Origin of the sequence: uncultured Bacteroides sp. (assembly GCF_947632445.1) — a bacterium.
GTDB lineage: Bacteria > Bacteroidota > Bacteroidia > Bacteroidales > Bacteroidaceae > Bacteroides.
This window is the reverse complement of record NZ_CANRPM010000027.1, coordinates 1-15,613: the sequence shown is the minus strand read 5'-3', so window position 1 is coordinate 15,613 and position 15,613 is coordinate 1. Positions and strand designations below refer to the sequence as shown.

Annotated in this window: 16 protein-coding genes; all 16 read left to right on the top strand. The window is 51.3% G+C overall.

What is annotated here, in order from left to right; translation table 11 throughout:
- Positions 1–58: 58 nt before the first annotated feature.
- The 16 genes from Q0Z70_RS07190 (at position 59) to Q0Z70_RS07115 (ending at position 15,338) form a co-directional block, all read left to right on the top strand.
- Positions 59–2,068, top strand: a complete 2,010-nt coding sequence (locus Q0Z70_RS07190; protein ID WP_298073418.1) for a transketolase — start codon at positions 59–61, stop codon at positions 2,066–2,068.
- 6 nt (positions 2,069–2,074) lie between these two features.
- A complete protein-coding gene (locus tag Q0Z70_RS07185) occupies positions 2,075–2,512 on the top strand; it encodes an RpiB/LacA/LacB family sugar-phosphate isomerase (RefSeq protein WP_298073417.1) in 438 nt (145 codons plus the stop codon).
- Positions 2,513–3,136: 624 nt separating this feature from the next.
- On the top strand, positions 3,137–4,540 hold the full coding sequence (locus Q0Z70_RS07180; protein WP_298073440.1) for a glycoside hydrolase family 28 protein: 1,404 nt from the start codon (positions 3,137–3,139) through the stop codon (positions 4,538–4,540).
- Positions 4,541–4,701: 161 nt separating this feature from the next.
- Positions 4,702–4,977 (top strand): tetratricopeptide repeat protein, encoded by a 276-nt coding sequence (locus Q0Z70_RS07175; protein ID WP_298073416.1) that lies wholly within the window; start codon positions 4,702–4,704, stop codon positions 4,975–4,977.
- 23 nt (positions 4,978–5,000) lie between these two features.
- Positions 5,001–5,228 (top strand): 4Fe-4S binding protein, encoded by a 228-nt coding sequence (locus tag Q0Z70_RS07170; RefSeq protein ID WP_298073415.1) that lies wholly within the window; start codon positions 5,001–5,003, stop codon positions 5,226–5,228.
- Between the two features lie 15 nt (positions 5,229–5,243).
- Positions 5,244–6,332 carry a 3-methyl-2-oxobutanoate dehydrogenase subunit VorB gene (locus Q0Z70_RS07165; protein WP_298073414.1) on the top strand — a complete coding sequence of 363 codons (1,089 nt, stop codon included), beginning with the start codon at positions 5,244–5,246 and terminating at the stop codon, positions 6,330–6,332.
- 12 nt (positions 6,333–6,344) lie between these two features.
- Complete coding sequence (locus Q0Z70_RS07160) at positions 6,345–6,515, top strand: hypothetical protein (RefSeq protein WP_298073413.1); 171 nt, start codon at positions 6,345–6,347, stop codon at positions 6,513–6,515.
- A gap of 12 nt (positions 6,516–6,527) precedes the next feature.
- Positions 6,528–7,289 (top strand): thiamine pyrophosphate-dependent enzyme, encoded by a 762-nt coding sequence (locus Q0Z70_RS07155; protein WP_298073412.1) that lies wholly within the window; start codon positions 6,528–6,530, stop codon positions 7,287–7,289.
- A 24-nt stretch (positions 7,290–7,313) separates the two neighbouring features.
- Positions 7,314–7,856, top strand: a complete 543-nt coding sequence (locus Q0Z70_RS07150; protein ID WP_298073411.1) for a 2-oxoacid:acceptor oxidoreductase family protein — start codon at positions 7,314–7,316, stop codon at positions 7,854–7,856.
- 78 nt (positions 7,857–7,934) lie between these two features.
- Positions 7,935–8,825, top strand: coding sequence for a vitamin B12 dependent-methionine synthase activation domain-containing protein (locus Q0Z70_RS07145; RefSeq protein WP_298073410.1), 891 nt, complete (start codon positions 7,935–7,937; stop codon positions 8,823–8,825).
- A 56-nt stretch (positions 8,826–8,881) separates the two neighbouring features.
- Positions 8,882–9,370, top strand: a complete 489-nt coding sequence (locus Q0Z70_RS07140) for a sigma-70 family RNA polymerase sigma factor (protein ID WP_298073409.1) — start codon at positions 8,882–8,884, stop codon at positions 9,368–9,370.
- A 1-nt stretch (position 9,371) separates the two neighbouring features.
- Positions 9,372–10,004 carry a hypothetical protein gene (locus Q0Z70_RS07135; RefSeq protein WP_298073408.1) on the top strand — a complete coding sequence of 211 codons (633 nt, stop codon included), beginning with the start codon at positions 9,372–9,374 and terminating at the stop codon, positions 10,002–10,004.
- A gap of 391 nt (positions 10,005–10,395) precedes the next feature.
- Positions 10,396–12,156, top strand: a complete 1,761-nt coding sequence (locus Q0Z70_RS07130; protein ID WP_298073407.1) for a hypothetical protein — start codon at positions 10,396–10,398, stop codon at positions 12,154–12,156.
- Between the two features lie 23 nt (positions 12,157–12,179).
- The gene (locus tag Q0Z70_RS07125) at positions 12,180–13,589 is read left to right on the top strand and encodes a DUF5723 family protein (RefSeq protein ID WP_298073406.1); all 1,410 of its coding nucleotides are present in this window, start codon (positions 12,180–12,182) and stop codon (positions 13,587–13,589) included.
- 211 nt (positions 13,590–13,800) lie between these two features.
- Positions 13,801–14,550 carry a lysophospholipid acyltransferase family protein gene (locus Q0Z70_RS07120; RefSeq protein ID WP_298073405.1) on the top strand — a complete coding sequence of 250 codons (750 nt, stop codon included), beginning with the start codon at positions 13,801–13,803 and terminating at the stop codon, positions 14,548–14,550.
- A 260-nt stretch (positions 14,551–14,810) separates the two neighbouring features.
- Positions 14,811–15,338 (top strand): hypothetical protein, encoded by a 528-nt coding sequence (locus Q0Z70_RS07115; RefSeq protein WP_298073404.1) that lies wholly within the window; start codon positions 14,811–14,813, stop codon positions 15,336–15,338.
- The last annotated feature ends 275 nt before the right edge of the window (positions 15,339–15,613 follow it).

Genomic DNA, 15,613 nt, shown 5'->3' with positions numbered 1-15,613 from the left:
ACACATAAAAGCCTATCTTTGTCCGTGCGAAAAAGATAAACCTATAAACTGTTTAAACATGAACGACAACAAGCTAATGAACCGCGCGGCAGACAACATCCGCATCCTTGCCGCCTCCATGGTAGAGAAAGCCAAGTCGGGACATCCCGGCGGCGCAATGGGCGGTGCCGACTTTATAAACGTACTGTTTTCCGAATTTCTGATATACGATCCCGAAAGGCCTGCATGGGAGGGACGCGACCGCTTCTTTCTCGATCCGGGACACATGTCGCCCATGCTCTATTCGCAACTGGCCTTGACGGGCAAGTTCACACTCGACGAACTGAAAGAATTCCGCCAATGGGGAAGCCCCACGCCGGGACACCCCGAACGCGACGTCATGCGCGGCATCGAAAACACGTCGGGCCCCTTGGGACAGGGACACACGTTTGCCGTAGGAGCCGCCATCGCAGCCAAATTCCTGAAGGCACGCTTCGGCGAAGTGATGAACCAGACGATTTACGCCTACATCTCCGACGGCGGCGTGCAGGAAGAAATCTCGCAGGGCAGCGGACGCATCGCCGGAACGCTGGGACTGGACAATCTCATCATGTTCTACGACGCCAACGACATCCAGCTTTCTACCGAGACCCAAGCCGTGACGTGCGAAAATACGGCCAAGAAATACGAATCCTGGGGATGGAAAGTCATCTGCATCAACGGGAACGACCCCGACGAAATACGCCGCGCCCTGACCGAAGCCAAGGCCGAGACGGAGCGCCCCACCCTCATCATCGGCCACACCGTCATGGGCAAGGGAGCCCGCAGGGCCGACGGAAGCTGCTACGAGGCCGACTGTGCCACTCACGGCGCTCCGCTCGGCGGCGACGCATACGTCAACACCGTCAAGAACTTAGGCGGCGATCCCGAAAATCCGTTTGTCATCTTCCCCGAAGTAGCCGGGCTCTACGCACGCCGCGCCGAAGAGCTGCGCAAGATTGTGGCCGGGCGCCACGCAGCCCAAGCCGAATGGGCCGAGGCCAATCCTGAACAGGCCGCCAAGCTGGCACGGTTCTTCGCAGGCAAAGCGCCGAAAGTAGACTGGGCCGCCATCGCCCAGAAACCCGACATCGCCACGCGGGCTGCATCGGCCACCGTACTGGGCGCACTGGCCACGCAGGTGGAAAACATGGTGGTAGCTTCTGCCGACCTCTCCAACTCCGACAAGACCGACGGCTTCCTGAAGAAGACCCACGCCTTCCGAAAGGGCGACTTCAGCGGCGCCTTCTTCCAGGCAGGCGTATCCGAGCTGACGATGGCCTGCTGCTGCATCGGTATGGCCCTGCACGGCGGCGTCATCCCCGCCTGCGGCACGTTCTTTGTCTTCTCCGACTACATGAAGCCGGCCGTGCGCATGGCCGCTCTGATGGAAGTGCCCGTCAAATTCATCTGGACACACGACGCTTTCCGCGTAGGCGAAGACGGGCCGACGCACGAGCCTGTGGAACAGGAAGCCCAAATCCGTCTGATGGAAAAACTGAAAAACCACAAGGGGCACAACTCCATGCTGGTGCTCCGACCCGCCGATGCCGAAGAGACCACCGAGGCCTGGCGACTGGCCATGGAGAACACCGCCACCCCGACGGCCCTCATCTTCTCGCGCCAGAACATCACGAACCTGCCCGCCGGAAACGACTACACGCAGACGGCACGCGGCGCCTACATCGTGGCCGGCTCCGACACCGACGCCGACGTGGTGCTCGTAGCCTCCGGGTCGGAAGTCGCCACCCTCGTGGCAGGAGCCGAACTGCTCCGCCGGGACGGCGTGAAGGTGCGCGTCGTCTCCGTGCCCTCCGAAGGTCTCTTCCGCAGTCAGGACAAGGCATATCAGGAGAGCGTCATCCCCGCCGGAGCCAAAGTCTTCGGCCTCACCGCCGGCCTGCCCATCACTTTAGAAGGCCTTGTGGGAGCCAACGGCAAAGTGTGGGGACTGCCCTCGTTCGGCTACTCCGCCCCCTACAAGGTGCTCGACGAGAAGCTGGGCTTCACCGCCGACAATGTCTGCAAACAAGTGAAAGAAATGCTCTGAAATGACATGAAAACAATAGGTTTAGCATCCGACCACGCAGGCTTCGGGCTGAAACAGTACGTCAGGCAGTGGCTCGACGCCCGCGGCTGGGCTTACAAGGACTTCGGCACCTATACCGCCGAGAGCTGTGACTATCCCGACTTCGCCCACCCCCTGGCTTTGGCCGTCGAGGCGGGCGAATGCTACCCCGGCATCGCCATCTGCGGCAGCGGCGAAGGCATCGGCATCACCCTGAACAAGCATCAGGGCATCCGGGCCGCCATCTGCTGGATACCTGAGATTGCCGGTCTGGCACGCCGGCACAACGACGCCAACGTGCTCGTCATGCCGGGCCGCTTCATCACCTGCGAGGAGGCCGACCGCATTATGACCGAGTTTTTCGCCACCGGCTTCGAAGGCGGACGCCACCAGCGGCGGATTGACAAAATCCCGGTGAAAGGCTGAGAAAGGGTTCCGAATTCCGATTTCCGATTTCATTTGCGACCTGCGCGGACGGACGCGCGGAGAAAACCGGTACTTCTGCCGGTACATCCGCGTTCCCGTCCGCGTTTTTTTTCTCCTGTCGGAAACGCCCCGCCGCAAATCGGGAAAACGTCCTGCAACGTGCAGGAAGATTTCCAGCTTCGGGAAAACGCCCTGCAGAGCGCAGGAAGGTTTCCAGCTTCGGGAAAACGCCCTGCAGAGCGCAGGAAGGTTTCCGGGCTTTGGGAAAACGCCCTGCAGAGCGCAGGAAGGTTTCCAGCTCTGGGAAAACGTCCTGCAGAGCGCAGGAAGATTTCCAGCTTCGGGAAAACGCCCTGCAGAGCGCAGGAAGGTTTCCGGGCTTCGGGAAAACGTCCTGCAGAGCGCAGGAAGGTTTCCGGGCTTTGGGAAAACGTCCTGCAACGTGCAGGAAGATTTCCGGGCTTCGGGATTTTGTTCCGCACGCTGCGCGAGTTTTCGCGGACATCAGAAGCGCCTTTGCGACCGGTTTGTCAAAAACTGCACCCTTTCCGTCAAAAAACGCTCTGCATATCGGCCGCAGATGCTTATCTTTGCGCAAAAACAAACCATAACATCAGAAACGCCATGAAAGGAAAACTCCTCTGTGCCGGCCTGCTGCTCTGCTCCGCCCTTGCGGCTGCCGGACCGGTCGACTTTGAAAAAGCCTTCGAAGCCTGTGCCGAAATCGAGAAACAAATCGAACGTCCCGTTTTCGCCGACCGCCGCTACCTCATCACCGACTTCGGCGCACGTCCCCGCACGCCCGACGCGCCCTGCCACGAAGCCATCAACCGCGCCATCACGACGTGCAGTCTGGAAGGAGGCGGCACGGTCGTCGTCCCCGCCGACACGTTCTACACCGGCCCGCTGACGCTGAAGAGCAACGTCCGCCTGCACGTGTCCGAAGGCGCCGTCCTGCGCTTCTCCACCGACCAGAGCCTCTATTTCCCCGCCGTCCTGACGCGCTGGGAGGGCATCGACTGCTACAACGCCCATCCCCTCATCTACGCCTGCGGCGAAACGAACATCGCCGTCACCGGCAAAGGCGTCATCGACGGCCAGGGGTCAATGGACACGTGGTGGCCCATGTGCGGCGCGGCCAAGTACGGCTGGAAAGAAGGCATGACGGCACAGCGCAACGGCGGCCGCGAACGTCTGCTGATGTACGGCGAGACGTCGACTCCCGTCTACCGGCGCGTCATGACGCCCGACGACGGCCTGCGCCCGCAGCTCATCAACCTCTACGCCTGCCGCCGGGTGCTCATCGAAGACGTCACGCTGCTCAATTCGCCCTTCTGGGTCATCCATCCCCTATTCTGCGAGAGCCTGACGGTGAAAGGCGTCCACGTCTACAACCGGGGCCCCAACGGCGACGGCTGCGACCCTGAGTCGTGCAAGAATGTACTCATCGAGGGCTGCACGTTCGACACGGGCGACGACTGCATCGCCATCAAGTCCGGGCGCAACCAGGACGGGCGCCGCTGGAACATCCCCAGCGAAAACATCATCGTGCGCAACTGCCTGATGAAGAACGGGCACGGGGGCGTGGTGATAGGCAGCGAAATCTCCGGCGGCTACCGCAACCTTTACGTCGAGAACTGCCGCATGGACAGCCCCGACCTGGAACGCGTCATCCGCATCAAGACCAGCACCTGCCGGGGCGGACTGATTGAAAACATCTTCGTGCGCAACGTCACCGTCGGCCAGTGCCGCGAAGCCGTCCTGCGCATCAACCTGCAATACGAAAACCGTGAACGCTGCCGGCGCGGCTACGATCCCGTCGTGCGCAATGTTCACCTGAAGAACGTCACCTGCCGGAAAAGCGAACTGGGCGTGCTCATCATCGGTCTGGACGACGACAGTCACGTCAGCAACGTCAGTGTGGAAGACTGCCGCTTCGACAACGTCGGCCGGGGCGGCAACGATATTCGGGGCGCACGCGACGTAACGTTCCGAAATCTCTACATCAACGGACAACTTGTCCGGTAGACGCCGGCATCCCGGAGAAGCCGCGCCCGAAGTCCCGACAGAATGATAATATCGCCGGACTTCGGGCGTGCTTTTTCCATCCGTTTTTTTATATTTTAATATCCGAAGATGCACATGTCCGAGATAAAAAGCTACCTTTGTACATCCAAAAGCGATTGAATATGGAGAAACTGGATACCATCAAAGAACTAATCAGCCGGGGAGAGACGGAACTGGCCATCAAAGAACTGGATCTCTTCCTCCAGACCTCCTCCGAACACCGGGACCAGGCCTACTACCTCTGCGGAAACGCTTGGCGCAAGCAAGGCAACTGGCAGCAGGCGCTGAACAACTACCGCCGCGCGATGGACATCAATCCCGACAGCCCCGCCAAAAACGCCCACGCGATGGTGATGGACATCCTGAATTTCTACAACAAAGACATGTATAATCAATAATAAAGACAAGAGGAACATCTATTATGGCAAAAATCAAAGGAGCAATCAGAGTGGACACCGAACGCTGCAAGGGATGCAGCCTCTGTGTCGTGGCCTGTCCTCTCCACGTGATAGCCCTCAGCAGGGAAGTGAACATCAAAGGATATAATTATGCGCACCAGATACTGGAGGATACCTGCAACGGCTGCACATCGTGCGCCACCGTCTGCCCCGACGGCTGTATCTCGGTCTATAAAGTCAAAGTCGAATAAAAACAAGTAAACAATATGGCAGAAGAAGTAGTATTAATGAAAGGGAACGAAGCCATCGCCCACGCTGCCATCCGTTGCGGAGTCGACGGATACTTCGGTTACCCGATAACTCCCCAATCGGAAGTAATGGAAACGCTGGCCGAACTGAAGCCCTGGGAAACTACCGGCATGGTGGTGTTGCAGGCCGAAAGCGAAGTGGCCGCAATCAATATGGTGTACGGCGGTGCCGGAAGCGGAAAGATGGTGATGACCTCCTCGTCCAGTCCCGGTATCAGCCTGAAACAGGAAGGCATCTCTTATCTGGCCGGTGCCGAACTGCCCTGCCTCGTCGTGAACGTCATGCGCGGTGGTCCCGGATTAGGCACCATCCAACCCAGCCAGGCCGACTATTTCCAGACCGTGAAGGGTGGCGGACACGGCGACTACCGCCTCATCGCCCTGGCTCCGGCCTCCGTGCAGGAAATGGCCGACTTCGTTGGCCTTGCTTTCGAGCTGGCTTTCAAATACCGCAATCCGGCCATTATCCTGGCCGACGGCGTCATCGGACAAATGATGGAGAAAGTAGTGCTCCCGCCCGCCAAGCCGCGCCGCACCGATGCAGAAGTCATCGCCCAATGCCCTTGGGCTACAACCGGCAAGACAAAAGGGCGCAAACCCAACATCATCACATCGCTGGAACTGAAGCCCGAAGAAATGGAGAAAAACAACATCCGCTTCCAGGCAAAATACCGTCAGATTGAAGAGAATGAAGTTCGCTTCGAAGAAATCAACTGCGAAGATGCCGACTATCTCATTGTAGCATTCGGATCCATGGCTCGTATCGGACAGAAAGCGATGGAACTGGCCCGCGAAGAAGGCTTCAAAGTAGGCATCCTGCGCCCCATCACCCTCTGGCCCTTCCCTACCCAAGCTATTGCCGCCTGCGCAGAAAAAGTGAAAGGCATACTGGTAACCGAATTGAACGCCGGACAGATGATCGAAGACGTCCGCCTGGCTGTCAACGGCAAAGTACGCGTCGAACATTTCGGCCGTCTGGGAGGTATCGTTCCCGATCCCGACGAAATCGTAGCCGCCCTGAAAGAAAAGATTATCATCAATGAATAATGTATTCGCCCGATGGAAACAGATAAAATAAGAAACGTACTGAACATCATCTTCCTCGTGCTGGCCGCAGCCGCCGTCGCCACCTATTTTCTGACAGACGATTTTATGACCTTCGTCTACGTCTGCTCGGCAGCCATTTTCTTCAAGGTGGTGGAGTTCTTCATACGATTTAGCAACAGATAAGGAGGAACAATTATGACAAAAGAAGATATCATCAAACCCGAAAACCTTGTGTACAAGAAACCGACGCTGATGAACGACAACCCGATGCACTATTGTCCCGGATGCAGTCACGGCGTGGTACACAAGCTCATTGCCGAAGTCATTGAAGAAATGGGGATGGAAGAAAAGGCTATCGGAATTTCGCCCGTAGGCTGTGCCGTCTTCATCTACAATTATCTGGACATCGACTGGCAGGAAGCTGCACACGGACGTGCACCCGCTTTGGCCACCGCCATCAAGCGCCTTTGGCCGGACCGTCTCGTATTCACCTATCAAGGCGACGGCGACCTGGCCTGTATCGGCACAGCGGAAACTATCCACGCACTGAATCGCGGTGAAAACATCACCATCATTTTCATCAACAACGCCATCTACGGCATGACCGGCGGACAAATGGCTCCCACCACACTGATAGGCATGAAGACCGCCACTTGTCCTTACGGCCGCGACGTACATTTGCATGGTTATCCGTTAAAGATGGCCGACATCGCTGCCCAGCTGGAAGGAACCGCTTACGTCACCCGTCAAAGCGTACAATCCGTCCCTGCTATCCGCAGAGCCAAGAAAGCCATTCGCAAGGCATTCGAAAACTCTATGGCAGGCAAAGGAAGCAACTTGATAGAAATTGTCTCCACCTGCAATTCGGGCTGGAAAATGACACCCGTTGCAGCCAACAAATGGATGGAAGAAAACATGTTTCCTTTCTATCCCCTTGGCGATTTAAAAGATAAATAATTCTAAGCACATACATTTATTCTTATGAAGGAAGAAATCATTATAGCAGGCTTCGGCGGACAAGGCGTACTGTCTATGGGAAAAATCCTGGCCTACTCAGGACTGCTGGAAGGAAAGGAAGTCACGTGGATGCCCGCCTATGGTCCCGAACAACGGGGCGGAACGGCCAATGTGACTGTCATCGTCAGCGATGAGAAAATATCCTCTCCTATCCTCAGCAAATACGATGCCGCCATCATTCTCAACCAGCCTTCGTTAGAGAAGTTCGAAAGCAAAGTAAAACCCGGCGGCGTGCTCATCTATGACGGTTATGGTATCATCAATCCACCTACACGCAAGGATATCCACGTCTACCGCATTGATGCCATGGATGCCGCTAACGAGATGAATAATGCGAAGGCTTTCAATATGATTGTATTAGGCGGCCTGCTCAAAGTCAAACCTATGGTCACCTTGGAGAATGTCATCAAGGGACTGAAAAAAACATTGCCAGAACGCCATCATCACTTGATTCCTATGAATGAAGAAGCCATCAAGCGGGGAATGAAGCTGATTAAAGAAGTCTAAGATTATCAAGCACGGACGGTACAGAATTGAATGATACCCTAATTCCGTTACCGTCCGTACCTATTTCATACACCTGCTATGCCCGTTCTCTCCTACTCTATTTCCGACGCAGCTCCCTATATCAACTGGATTTACTTTTTTCATGCCTGGGGATTTCAACCAAAATTCGCCACAATCGCCAATCTGCACGGTTGCGATTCCTGCCGTGCCCTATGGCTGTCCCGTTTTCCTGAAGCAGACCGAACCAAAGCAGCTGAAGCCATGCAGCTTTTTAAAGAGGCGCAACGTATGCTTGTCCGGCTGGAAAACGAACTTATTTGTAAATGCATCTATCGTCTTTGCTGCGCCAATGCTGACGGAGACAACCTGCTATTAGATGGGATGCTCTTCCCTTTACTCCGGCAACAATCCACAGCAGCCAATAAAGAAACCTATCTCTGCCTGAGCGACTTCGTGCGCCCTCTATCATCGGGAAAGACCGATACAGTCGGTGTATTCGCAGCTACAGTAGCAGGATATACCGATTCCCTCCATACCGACGATCCCTATCAACATTTGCTAATACAGACTCTCGCCGACCGCCTGGCTGAAGCCGCAACAGAGAAAATGCATGAATATATACGCAAAACCGCCTGGGGATATGCACCTGACGAAATTCTGTCTATAGCCGAACTCCTGCAAGAAAAGTTTCAGGGCATACGTCCCGCTGTAGGCTACCCTTCGCTGCCCGACCAGTCTGTCAACTTCCTCATCGACCGGTTACTCGACCTGAAGCAAATCGGCATCACGCTTACCACAAACGGCGCCATGCATCCTCACGCTTCTGTCAGTGGACTGATGCTAGCCCATCCTGCGGCCCATTACTTTTCCGTCGGACACATCGACGAGGAACAATTGGAAGATTATGCATGCCGACGAGGAATACCGGTAGAACAGATGCGAAAATTTTTATCGGCCAATCTGGAATGATGTAATTTTTTATCTCATCATACGACCAATATCATAAAAGCCACCACAGAAGAGTTATGGACAAAACAGAACAAGAGTTCGTCGCTTTGATCAAAGAATATGAACGCGTCATCTACAAAGTGTGCTATTTATATGCCACTCCCAACGCGCCACTCAACGATCTGTATCAAGAGGTGGTACTGAACTTATGGAAAGCCTTTCCAAAGTTCCGTCGTGAATGCAAACCATCCACATGGATTTATCGCATCTCGCTGAACGTTTGCATCAGCTTTATGCGCAAAGAGAAAAACATTCCCGAAATTGTGTCGCTGACTCCTGCCGAAGCTGACCGCAGTGAAGAATGGGATGAGACACAAGCTATGTTGCGACAACTGTATCGCATGATCAATCGGCTGGGACAGTTGGAGAAATCCATTATCCTGCTTTATCTTGAAGAAAAGAGTTACGAGGAAATCAGCGAGATTACCGGACTGACCGTGACGAACGTAGCTACAAAACTAAACCGCATCAAGGAGAAACTGAGAAAAATGAAGAAGGAGGAATGATATGGAACTGGAGGAACTGAAGAAATCATGGCAGACGCTGGACAAGCATCTGCAAAAACAGGACATTATCACTGAAGAACGGATGAAAGAACTCATTGCCTGCTACAAACAAAAAGTGGAACGGAAGCTGGGCAGTCTCATGGGGTTGCAACGAGCTTCGCTCTGTATCGGTCTGTTCATTCTGATAGCAATCGGGCCCGTCTGCCTGCTGCTTTCTTCTTGGATTGAGGACACAGACACACGTACCAAACTGCAAGTCATGCTCATTTTTATAGCTGTGACAATAATAGGAGGTGGCGGTTGGGATTGGTACACCTACCGCTACATGCAACAGACGCGTGTTGACCTGCTACCTATTGCCGAAGTGAGCCGCCGTATCGTCAAGCTGCGCCTATGGGCACGTCAGGAAGTAACGGCCATCAGTCTTTGGGCACTACTCTTCGGAAGTATCTATTATTGGGCCAGGGATTTCTACCATTTGCCAATCATCGTACAGGCAGTCATCATCAGCGTTTTCATACTGTTTGAAGTCGCAATCATCTGGTTGCTCTACCAAAAGCTCATCTACAAACATCTGAATCAAATCAAAAAAGACATTGAAGACTTGAAAGACATATATACCGAATTACACTAACCTTACTTCTTCTTTACTTATACATCTATATATAATTACATTTAATATATAATGTACATTGGCGACGCGAAGCACTGCCAGAATCGGATATCAACCTGATATACATACGTCATGCAAATAATCCACTTTTGGGCACTCTCTTTTCATTACTGAAATACCCAAAAAGTCTAGCATGTACCATAATGCAATGAATTGCTTTACTTTAATAAAAGTAGACTAAAATCTCTAAATCTCTTTATCTATTACAAAATAATATTATACTTTTGCGAAAATTTTTTGAAAAACAAGTTGAGTTTATACAAAACAGATTTATACACCCTCTGAGAACAGACAAGCATTAGTTGAACAAACGAAGATTAAATAATTGAATATTAACTAATTTAAAAAACTGATGAGAAGAAAAACTTATTCGCACAAGCTGTTCTTTGTGTTAGGAACAGCTACGGTTATGGCATTATCCTGCTGTACGGATAATGACTATGATTTCAATGAAGTTGACACTGCGATCGGTATCGGAGGAGATGAACTCGAGATACCTTCGATATCAACAGAGTTGATACCGCTGAGAGACGTACTCGAACTTGAAGACAATGGAAGCGTTGTTGAAGATTCCGTAACACACGACTACGTATTTCGTCAAGAAGGCGCAGACGTAAGTCCGGTAAATCCTTCAATAGACAAAATCATCGTGTCAAAGCAGGCATTGAACAAGAATGACGTAGAATTGAAGTTCAACAGTGCAGCCGCAGCCTCTATCCGCACAACCTCAGAGCTGACGGCCGACGGATGGCTACAGGCCTTCACCTACGAAGGAATGCAACCTGAAGAAGTTATCGATCTTAATACGGCTGAGATACAATCGAAGATTGATTTGACCATTGATTTCAACGATGTAAAGAGCATTATCAACACATTCGATTTTATAGAGATTTCGCTCCCTGCATTTATGACGCTCAGCAACGTTGAATGCGGCAATCAGCAGTTTGAACAACAAGGCTCGAAGCTCATATTCAACAACGTGCCTACGCAGCAGAACCTGAAGATAACCACACAGGTAACCGAACTTAACTTCAAGGAGTCCGACGACACTTACGGCACATTGAAGCTCGAAGGAGGCAAGATAAAGATGGACGGACAGGTTTATATCAAGGCTGCGGCATCTGACCTCAACACTACAGCAGGCGTGCCTGAAAGCAAGAAAATCAGCAGTATCATGGAGATGGATGACTTCACCGTTGAAGCTGCCACAGGTAAATTTAATCCTGACATCTCGCTCAACGACCTCGGCGACATCAATGTAAACGGCATACCCGACTTCCTGCAAGGAGGCAACGTAAGAGTAGACCTCTACAATCCGCAGATAAAGCTCACCATGGGCAGCAACATGAGCGTGCCCGGCAAACTCGACGGTACCATCAAAGCCGTGAAGGACGGCAAGGAAATTGCCAGCGTTTATATACCCGATATACCCATTGACGCCAACAAAACATCGACCATCTGCATCTGCCGTAGAGAAGAAGGTGTAGACAAAGACCATTTTGACCATGTAATCGTGAACGAGGGACTTTCAAAACTCATCGAAACCATTCCCGACAACATCACCTTCTCGGCCGTAGCATCGGCAGACACAACAAAAGACTATCGCTTCGAACTAGGACACGAGTATGAGATAATACCCGCCTACACCATAGACGCTCCCATTGCCTTCAGCGAGAATGCAAACATAGAATATCGCGAAACACTCGACGGCTGGAGCAGCGACATTGAAGACTTCGACCTATCCGACGACGCATACATCAACTTCGACGCCAATATCAAAAGTTGTGTGCCCGCATACCTCACGGTTACGGCCCAGCCCATCGACGTCAAGGGCAACGAACTGAGCAAAGACGAGATAACAATAGACGTTACCGGCTCGGTCATGGCTTCGAAAGACGGCAAGACGGAAGTAGCTTCGCCCGTTAATATCAAAATAAGTCAGAAGAAGAGGGGCGCACTCAAGAAACTCGACGGCGTAGTGTTTGTGGTTGCGGGCGCGGCCAACGATAGTAACGGAGCTGTAACGGGCATCACCCTCAATGCCGAGAAGCACACCCTCAAAGTAGAACAGATAAAGATAAAACTTGTGGGCAAACTGATAGCCAATCTTTAATTAATCAAAAACAAGAGACAGAAATGAAATCAATATATAGCAAGATAATTGCTGCGGCTTCGATGCTGGCGGTATGCGGCGGCACAATGGCACAGGATCTCAACTCCGCCTACTACACCAACGACTATAAATTCCGCCATGAAATGAACCCGGCATACGACAACGAGCAAAACTATGTGTCGATACCCGCACTCGGAAACATCAACGTAGGCCTGCACGGCAACTTCGGTTACAAGGACGTTGTGATGCACAACCCAATGTTCGGAGTAGACGGAGGCAAGAGAATGACGACATTTATGAACCCTTACATTTCCACGACCGAAGCACTTAACGGCTTCAACAAAGGCAACAACCGCATCGTGGGCGACGTAGGTGTGACGATACTCTCGGCCGGTTTTAAGGCTTTCGGTGGTTACAACACGGTTACGCTGTCATCGAAAACGTCGTTCGGGGTGTCACTTCCTTACGAGCTTTTCGAGTTCGCAAAGAACACGGGAAACCGCAACTACGAAATAGGTGACATCAACGTGGGTGCAAAATCATACGTGGAACTGGGCTTCGGCCACTCGCGCCAGATAACGGAGAAGTTGCGTGTGGGTGCAAAACTGAAGCTGCTATTCGGTGTAGCTGCCGCCGACTTCGAGTTTAAGGACGTGCACGCAGATCTCGCTTCAAACGAGAAATGGCTCGTATCGGGAGCCGCCACAGCAAACGTATCAATGAAAGGCTTTACATATCTCACTGAACAGAAAGAGTATAATGTTCCCAGCAAAGGCAAGTATGACCGTGTGAACGACATCGACATAGACGGCGCAGGTCTCGGAGGCTTCGGCATGTCCATCGACCTTGGCGGTGTTTACAAGATAAACAAAGACTGGACGGTGAACGCATCGGTGCTCGACCTCGGATTTATCAGTTGGAACAACAACATGCAGGCCATCAACAGGGCAGATAAATTTGAGTTCGACGGCTTCCACGACCTCTCCGTGACGAGTGACCACGGTGAGACCATCGACGACCGGATAGACAGCTACGGCGACCAGATTACCGACTTCATCAACCTCAAATCGAACGGTGATCAGGGTGGAAGAACAACCGGCATCGCCGCCACTATCAACGCCGGTGTTGAGTATAACCTGCCCGTTTACCGCAAAATCACCTTCGGCGCACTGAGCAGCACACGCATCAATGGTAAATACTCATGGACAGAAGGACGTCTGAGTGCTAACTGGACTCCGCTGAAATGGATTGACGGCGGTGTAAGTTTCGCCGTAAACAGCTTCACGACGAGCATGGGCTGGGTGCTCAACATCCACCCCAAGGGCTACAACTTCTTCATCGGCATGGACCATCTCCTCGGCAAGACAAGCAAGGAGTTTATCCCCCTCAGCTCCAATGCAAGTGTATCGCTCGGCATGAGCGTAACTTGGTAAACACCATGTTTACTCTATAATAACGATGGAAAGAGCTCGGCATTGCACCGGGCTCTTTTCATTATATCGGTGGATTTTATTCTCTTTCGCAGTAAACGATAAGGATAAACGCGGAAAACTTCATAAACTGTTAACTTTCAATCAAAGTTCCGTAATTTGCTCAGTATCTCACTTTTTTTATTATCTTTGTCTCCAAAAAACAGTCAGCATTATGAAGTTTCTCTACTACATCTATCAGATTTGCATTGCAATTCCCTTATTTCTTGTGTTGACCATTCTGACGGCCTTGGTCACTATCATCGGTTCACTGCTGGGCGGAGCACACATCTGGGGTTACTATCCCGGCAAGATATGGTCACAACTGACGTGTTATCTCTTACTGATCCCCGTCCATGTAGTGGGACGAGAGAAGCTGCATAAGCATACCTCCTATGTCTTCGTCCCTAATCATCAAGGTGCTTTCGACATATTCCTTATCTATGGCTTTTTAGGTCGGAACTTCAAATGGATGATGAAGAAGAGCTTGCGGAAGATTCCTTTTGTGGGTAAAGCTTGCGAAAGCGCAGGCCATATCTTCGTGGAACGCGGCAATCCGAAGAAAATGTTCGCCATGATGCGTAAGGCCGAAGCATCACTGAAGGACGGTGTGTCACTCGTCGTCTTTCCCGAAGGGGCACGCACGTTCACGGGCCACATGGGTTGCTTCAAACGCGGTGCCTTCCAACTGGCCGACGACCTGCAACTGGCCGTAGTGCCTGTCACCATCGACGGTTCGTTTGAAATCCTGCCCCGCACAAGCAAATGGATACACCGACATCGCCTCACGCTGACCATCCACGAACCCATCCCGCCCAAATGTAAGGGACCTGAAAACGTGAAAGCCACCATGAACGAAGCCTATGCCGCCGTAGAAAGCGCCCTGCCCGAAAAGTACAAAGGCATGGTGCAGAACGACGACTAGGCCCGATACACTGCAAATTCAAGCTGACACGAATAAATTCCTTCCATTCCAACACAGTGCTTTATGACCTTGTAACACAGTGCTTCATCAGGATCTCATACAGTGCTTCGTCAGCCCCTCATGCAGTGCTTCGTCAGAGGGTCATAAAGCACTCCGTCAGGAGGAGAGAATATAACAGATAAAAAGAGAGACGATATACAGAAAGATAAGAACTATCTGCATTAACCCATAAAGATAAACATTAAAATCAACATAAATAAATGAAAGTCATATTTCTAATTCCTACGGTAATAATAGCTTTATCAGCTTACAGCATGGGGCAGGACAAAGCAAAACAGGATTCCATTATTGATACTTTCATGCAAGAAGCAGATATAGACACTATTGGTACACAGAAAACGCTCAATGAAATTCGCTTTAATGGTTGGGAAAGAAGCGATTGGTTGGATAATGAATACATCCGTACTTTGCGCAAATACTTAGATGATTACAATAAGGGCATTGTCAGTAACCCGGCATTAGACCCGTATAGAGAACAGATAAAAGGTCAGTTCGTTATTTATGACATTAATTCATATTTGTTAGGTGGTGTGCTTATCAGAATCACATTCCTTGATATGCCCAATAGAGTGTTTAGTAGTTGGGTATATAGTAATGTCGATGAAAAGAAGGAGATTGTAGAAAGCTATGAATTTCGCTCTATCAGCATAGAGGAAGAGACAACGGACATGACCAAAGAGGATATACTGCAAGCTATAAAGGAAATGGAAGGACTAAAACTTTGGTAAATGGACTTCAAAGATAACATACACAGCATTTGAACTTAAAAAACTCTTATGAGTGATTTCTAACTCATTGAGGCCTTAGAAAGGGATATTCAGTAAATGTTCCTAAAAATAAAATGGCATATGAAGATTACATATTATAATCCCTTCAAATGCCATTTTTATTATGTTTTTTCTGTACTTTCTCAGACAATTTTATCTGACAGGAGATGACTCTCCGGAAGAAGTCTGATGACCTCTTCTGATTCTGTCAATAAAGTCATGTCATGCCGCTTTAC

What these genes read in the sequence shown, in the direction of transcription:
- Q0Z70_RS07165 (WP_298073414.1), top strand. Translation starts at nt 5,244, where the DNA reads ATGGCAGAAGAAGTAGTATTAATGAAAGGGAACGAAGCCATCGCCCAC.
- Q0Z70_RS07160 (WP_298073413.1), top strand. Translation starts at nt 6,345, where the DNA reads ATGGAAACAGATAAAATAAGAAACGTACTGAACATCATCTTCCTCGTG.
- Q0Z70_RS07150 (WP_298073411.1), top strand. Translation starts at nt 7,314, where the DNA reads ATGAAGGAAGAAATCATTATAGCAGGCTTCGGCGGACAAGGCGTACTG.
- Q0Z70_RS07155 (WP_298073412.1), top strand. Translation starts at nt 6,528, where the DNA reads ATGACAAAAGAAGATATCATCAAACCCGAAAACCTTGTGTACAAGAAA.
- Q0Z70_RS07135 (WP_298073408.1), top strand. Translation starts at nt 9,372, where the DNA reads ATGGAACTGGAGGAACTGAAGAAATCATGGCAGACGCTGGACAAGCAT.
- Q0Z70_RS07180 (WP_298073440.1), top strand. Translation starts at nt 3,137, where the DNA reads ATGAAAGGAAAACTCCTCTGTGCCGGCCTGCTGCTCTGCTCCGCCCTT.
- Q0Z70_RS07175 (WP_298073416.1), top strand. Translation starts at nt 4,702, where the DNA reads ATGGAGAAACTGGATACCATCAAAGAACTAATCAGCCGGGGAGAGACG.
- Q0Z70_RS07170 (WP_298073415.1), top strand. Translation starts at nt 5,001, where the DNA reads ATGGCAAAAATCAAAGGAGCAATCAGAGTGGACACCGAACGCTGCAAG.
- Q0Z70_RS07190 (WP_298073418.1), top strand. Translation starts at nt 59, where the DNA reads ATGAACGACAACAAGCTAATGAACCGCGCGGCAGACAACATCCGCATC.
- Q0Z70_RS07145 (WP_298073410.1), top strand. Translation starts at nt 7,935, where the DNA reads ATGCCCGTTCTCTCCTACTCTATTTCCGACGCAGCTCCCTATATCAAC.
- Q0Z70_RS07140 (WP_298073409.1), top strand. Translation starts at nt 8,882, where the DNA reads ATGGACAAAACAGAACAAGAGTTCGTCGCTTTGATCAAAGAATATGAA.
- Q0Z70_RS07115 (WP_298073404.1), top strand. Translation starts at nt 14,811, where the DNA reads ATGAAAGTCATATTTCTAATTCCTACGGTAATAATAGCTTTATCAGCT.
- Q0Z70_RS07185 (WP_298073417.1), top strand. Translation starts at nt 2,075, where the DNA reads ATGAAAACAATAGGTTTAGCATCCGACCACGCAGGCTTCGGGCTGAAA.
- Q0Z70_RS07130 (WP_298073407.1), top strand. Translation starts at nt 10,396, where the DNA reads ATGAGAAGAAAAACTTATTCGCACAAGCTGTTCTTTGTGTTAGGAACA.
- Q0Z70_RS07125 (WP_298073406.1), top strand. Translation starts at nt 12,180, where the DNA reads ATGAAATCAATATATAGCAAGATAATTGCTGCGGCTTCGATGCTGGCG.
- Q0Z70_RS07120 (WP_298073405.1), top strand. Translation starts at nt 13,801, where the DNA reads ATGAAGTTTCTCTACTACATCTATCAGATTTGCATTGCAATTCCCTTA.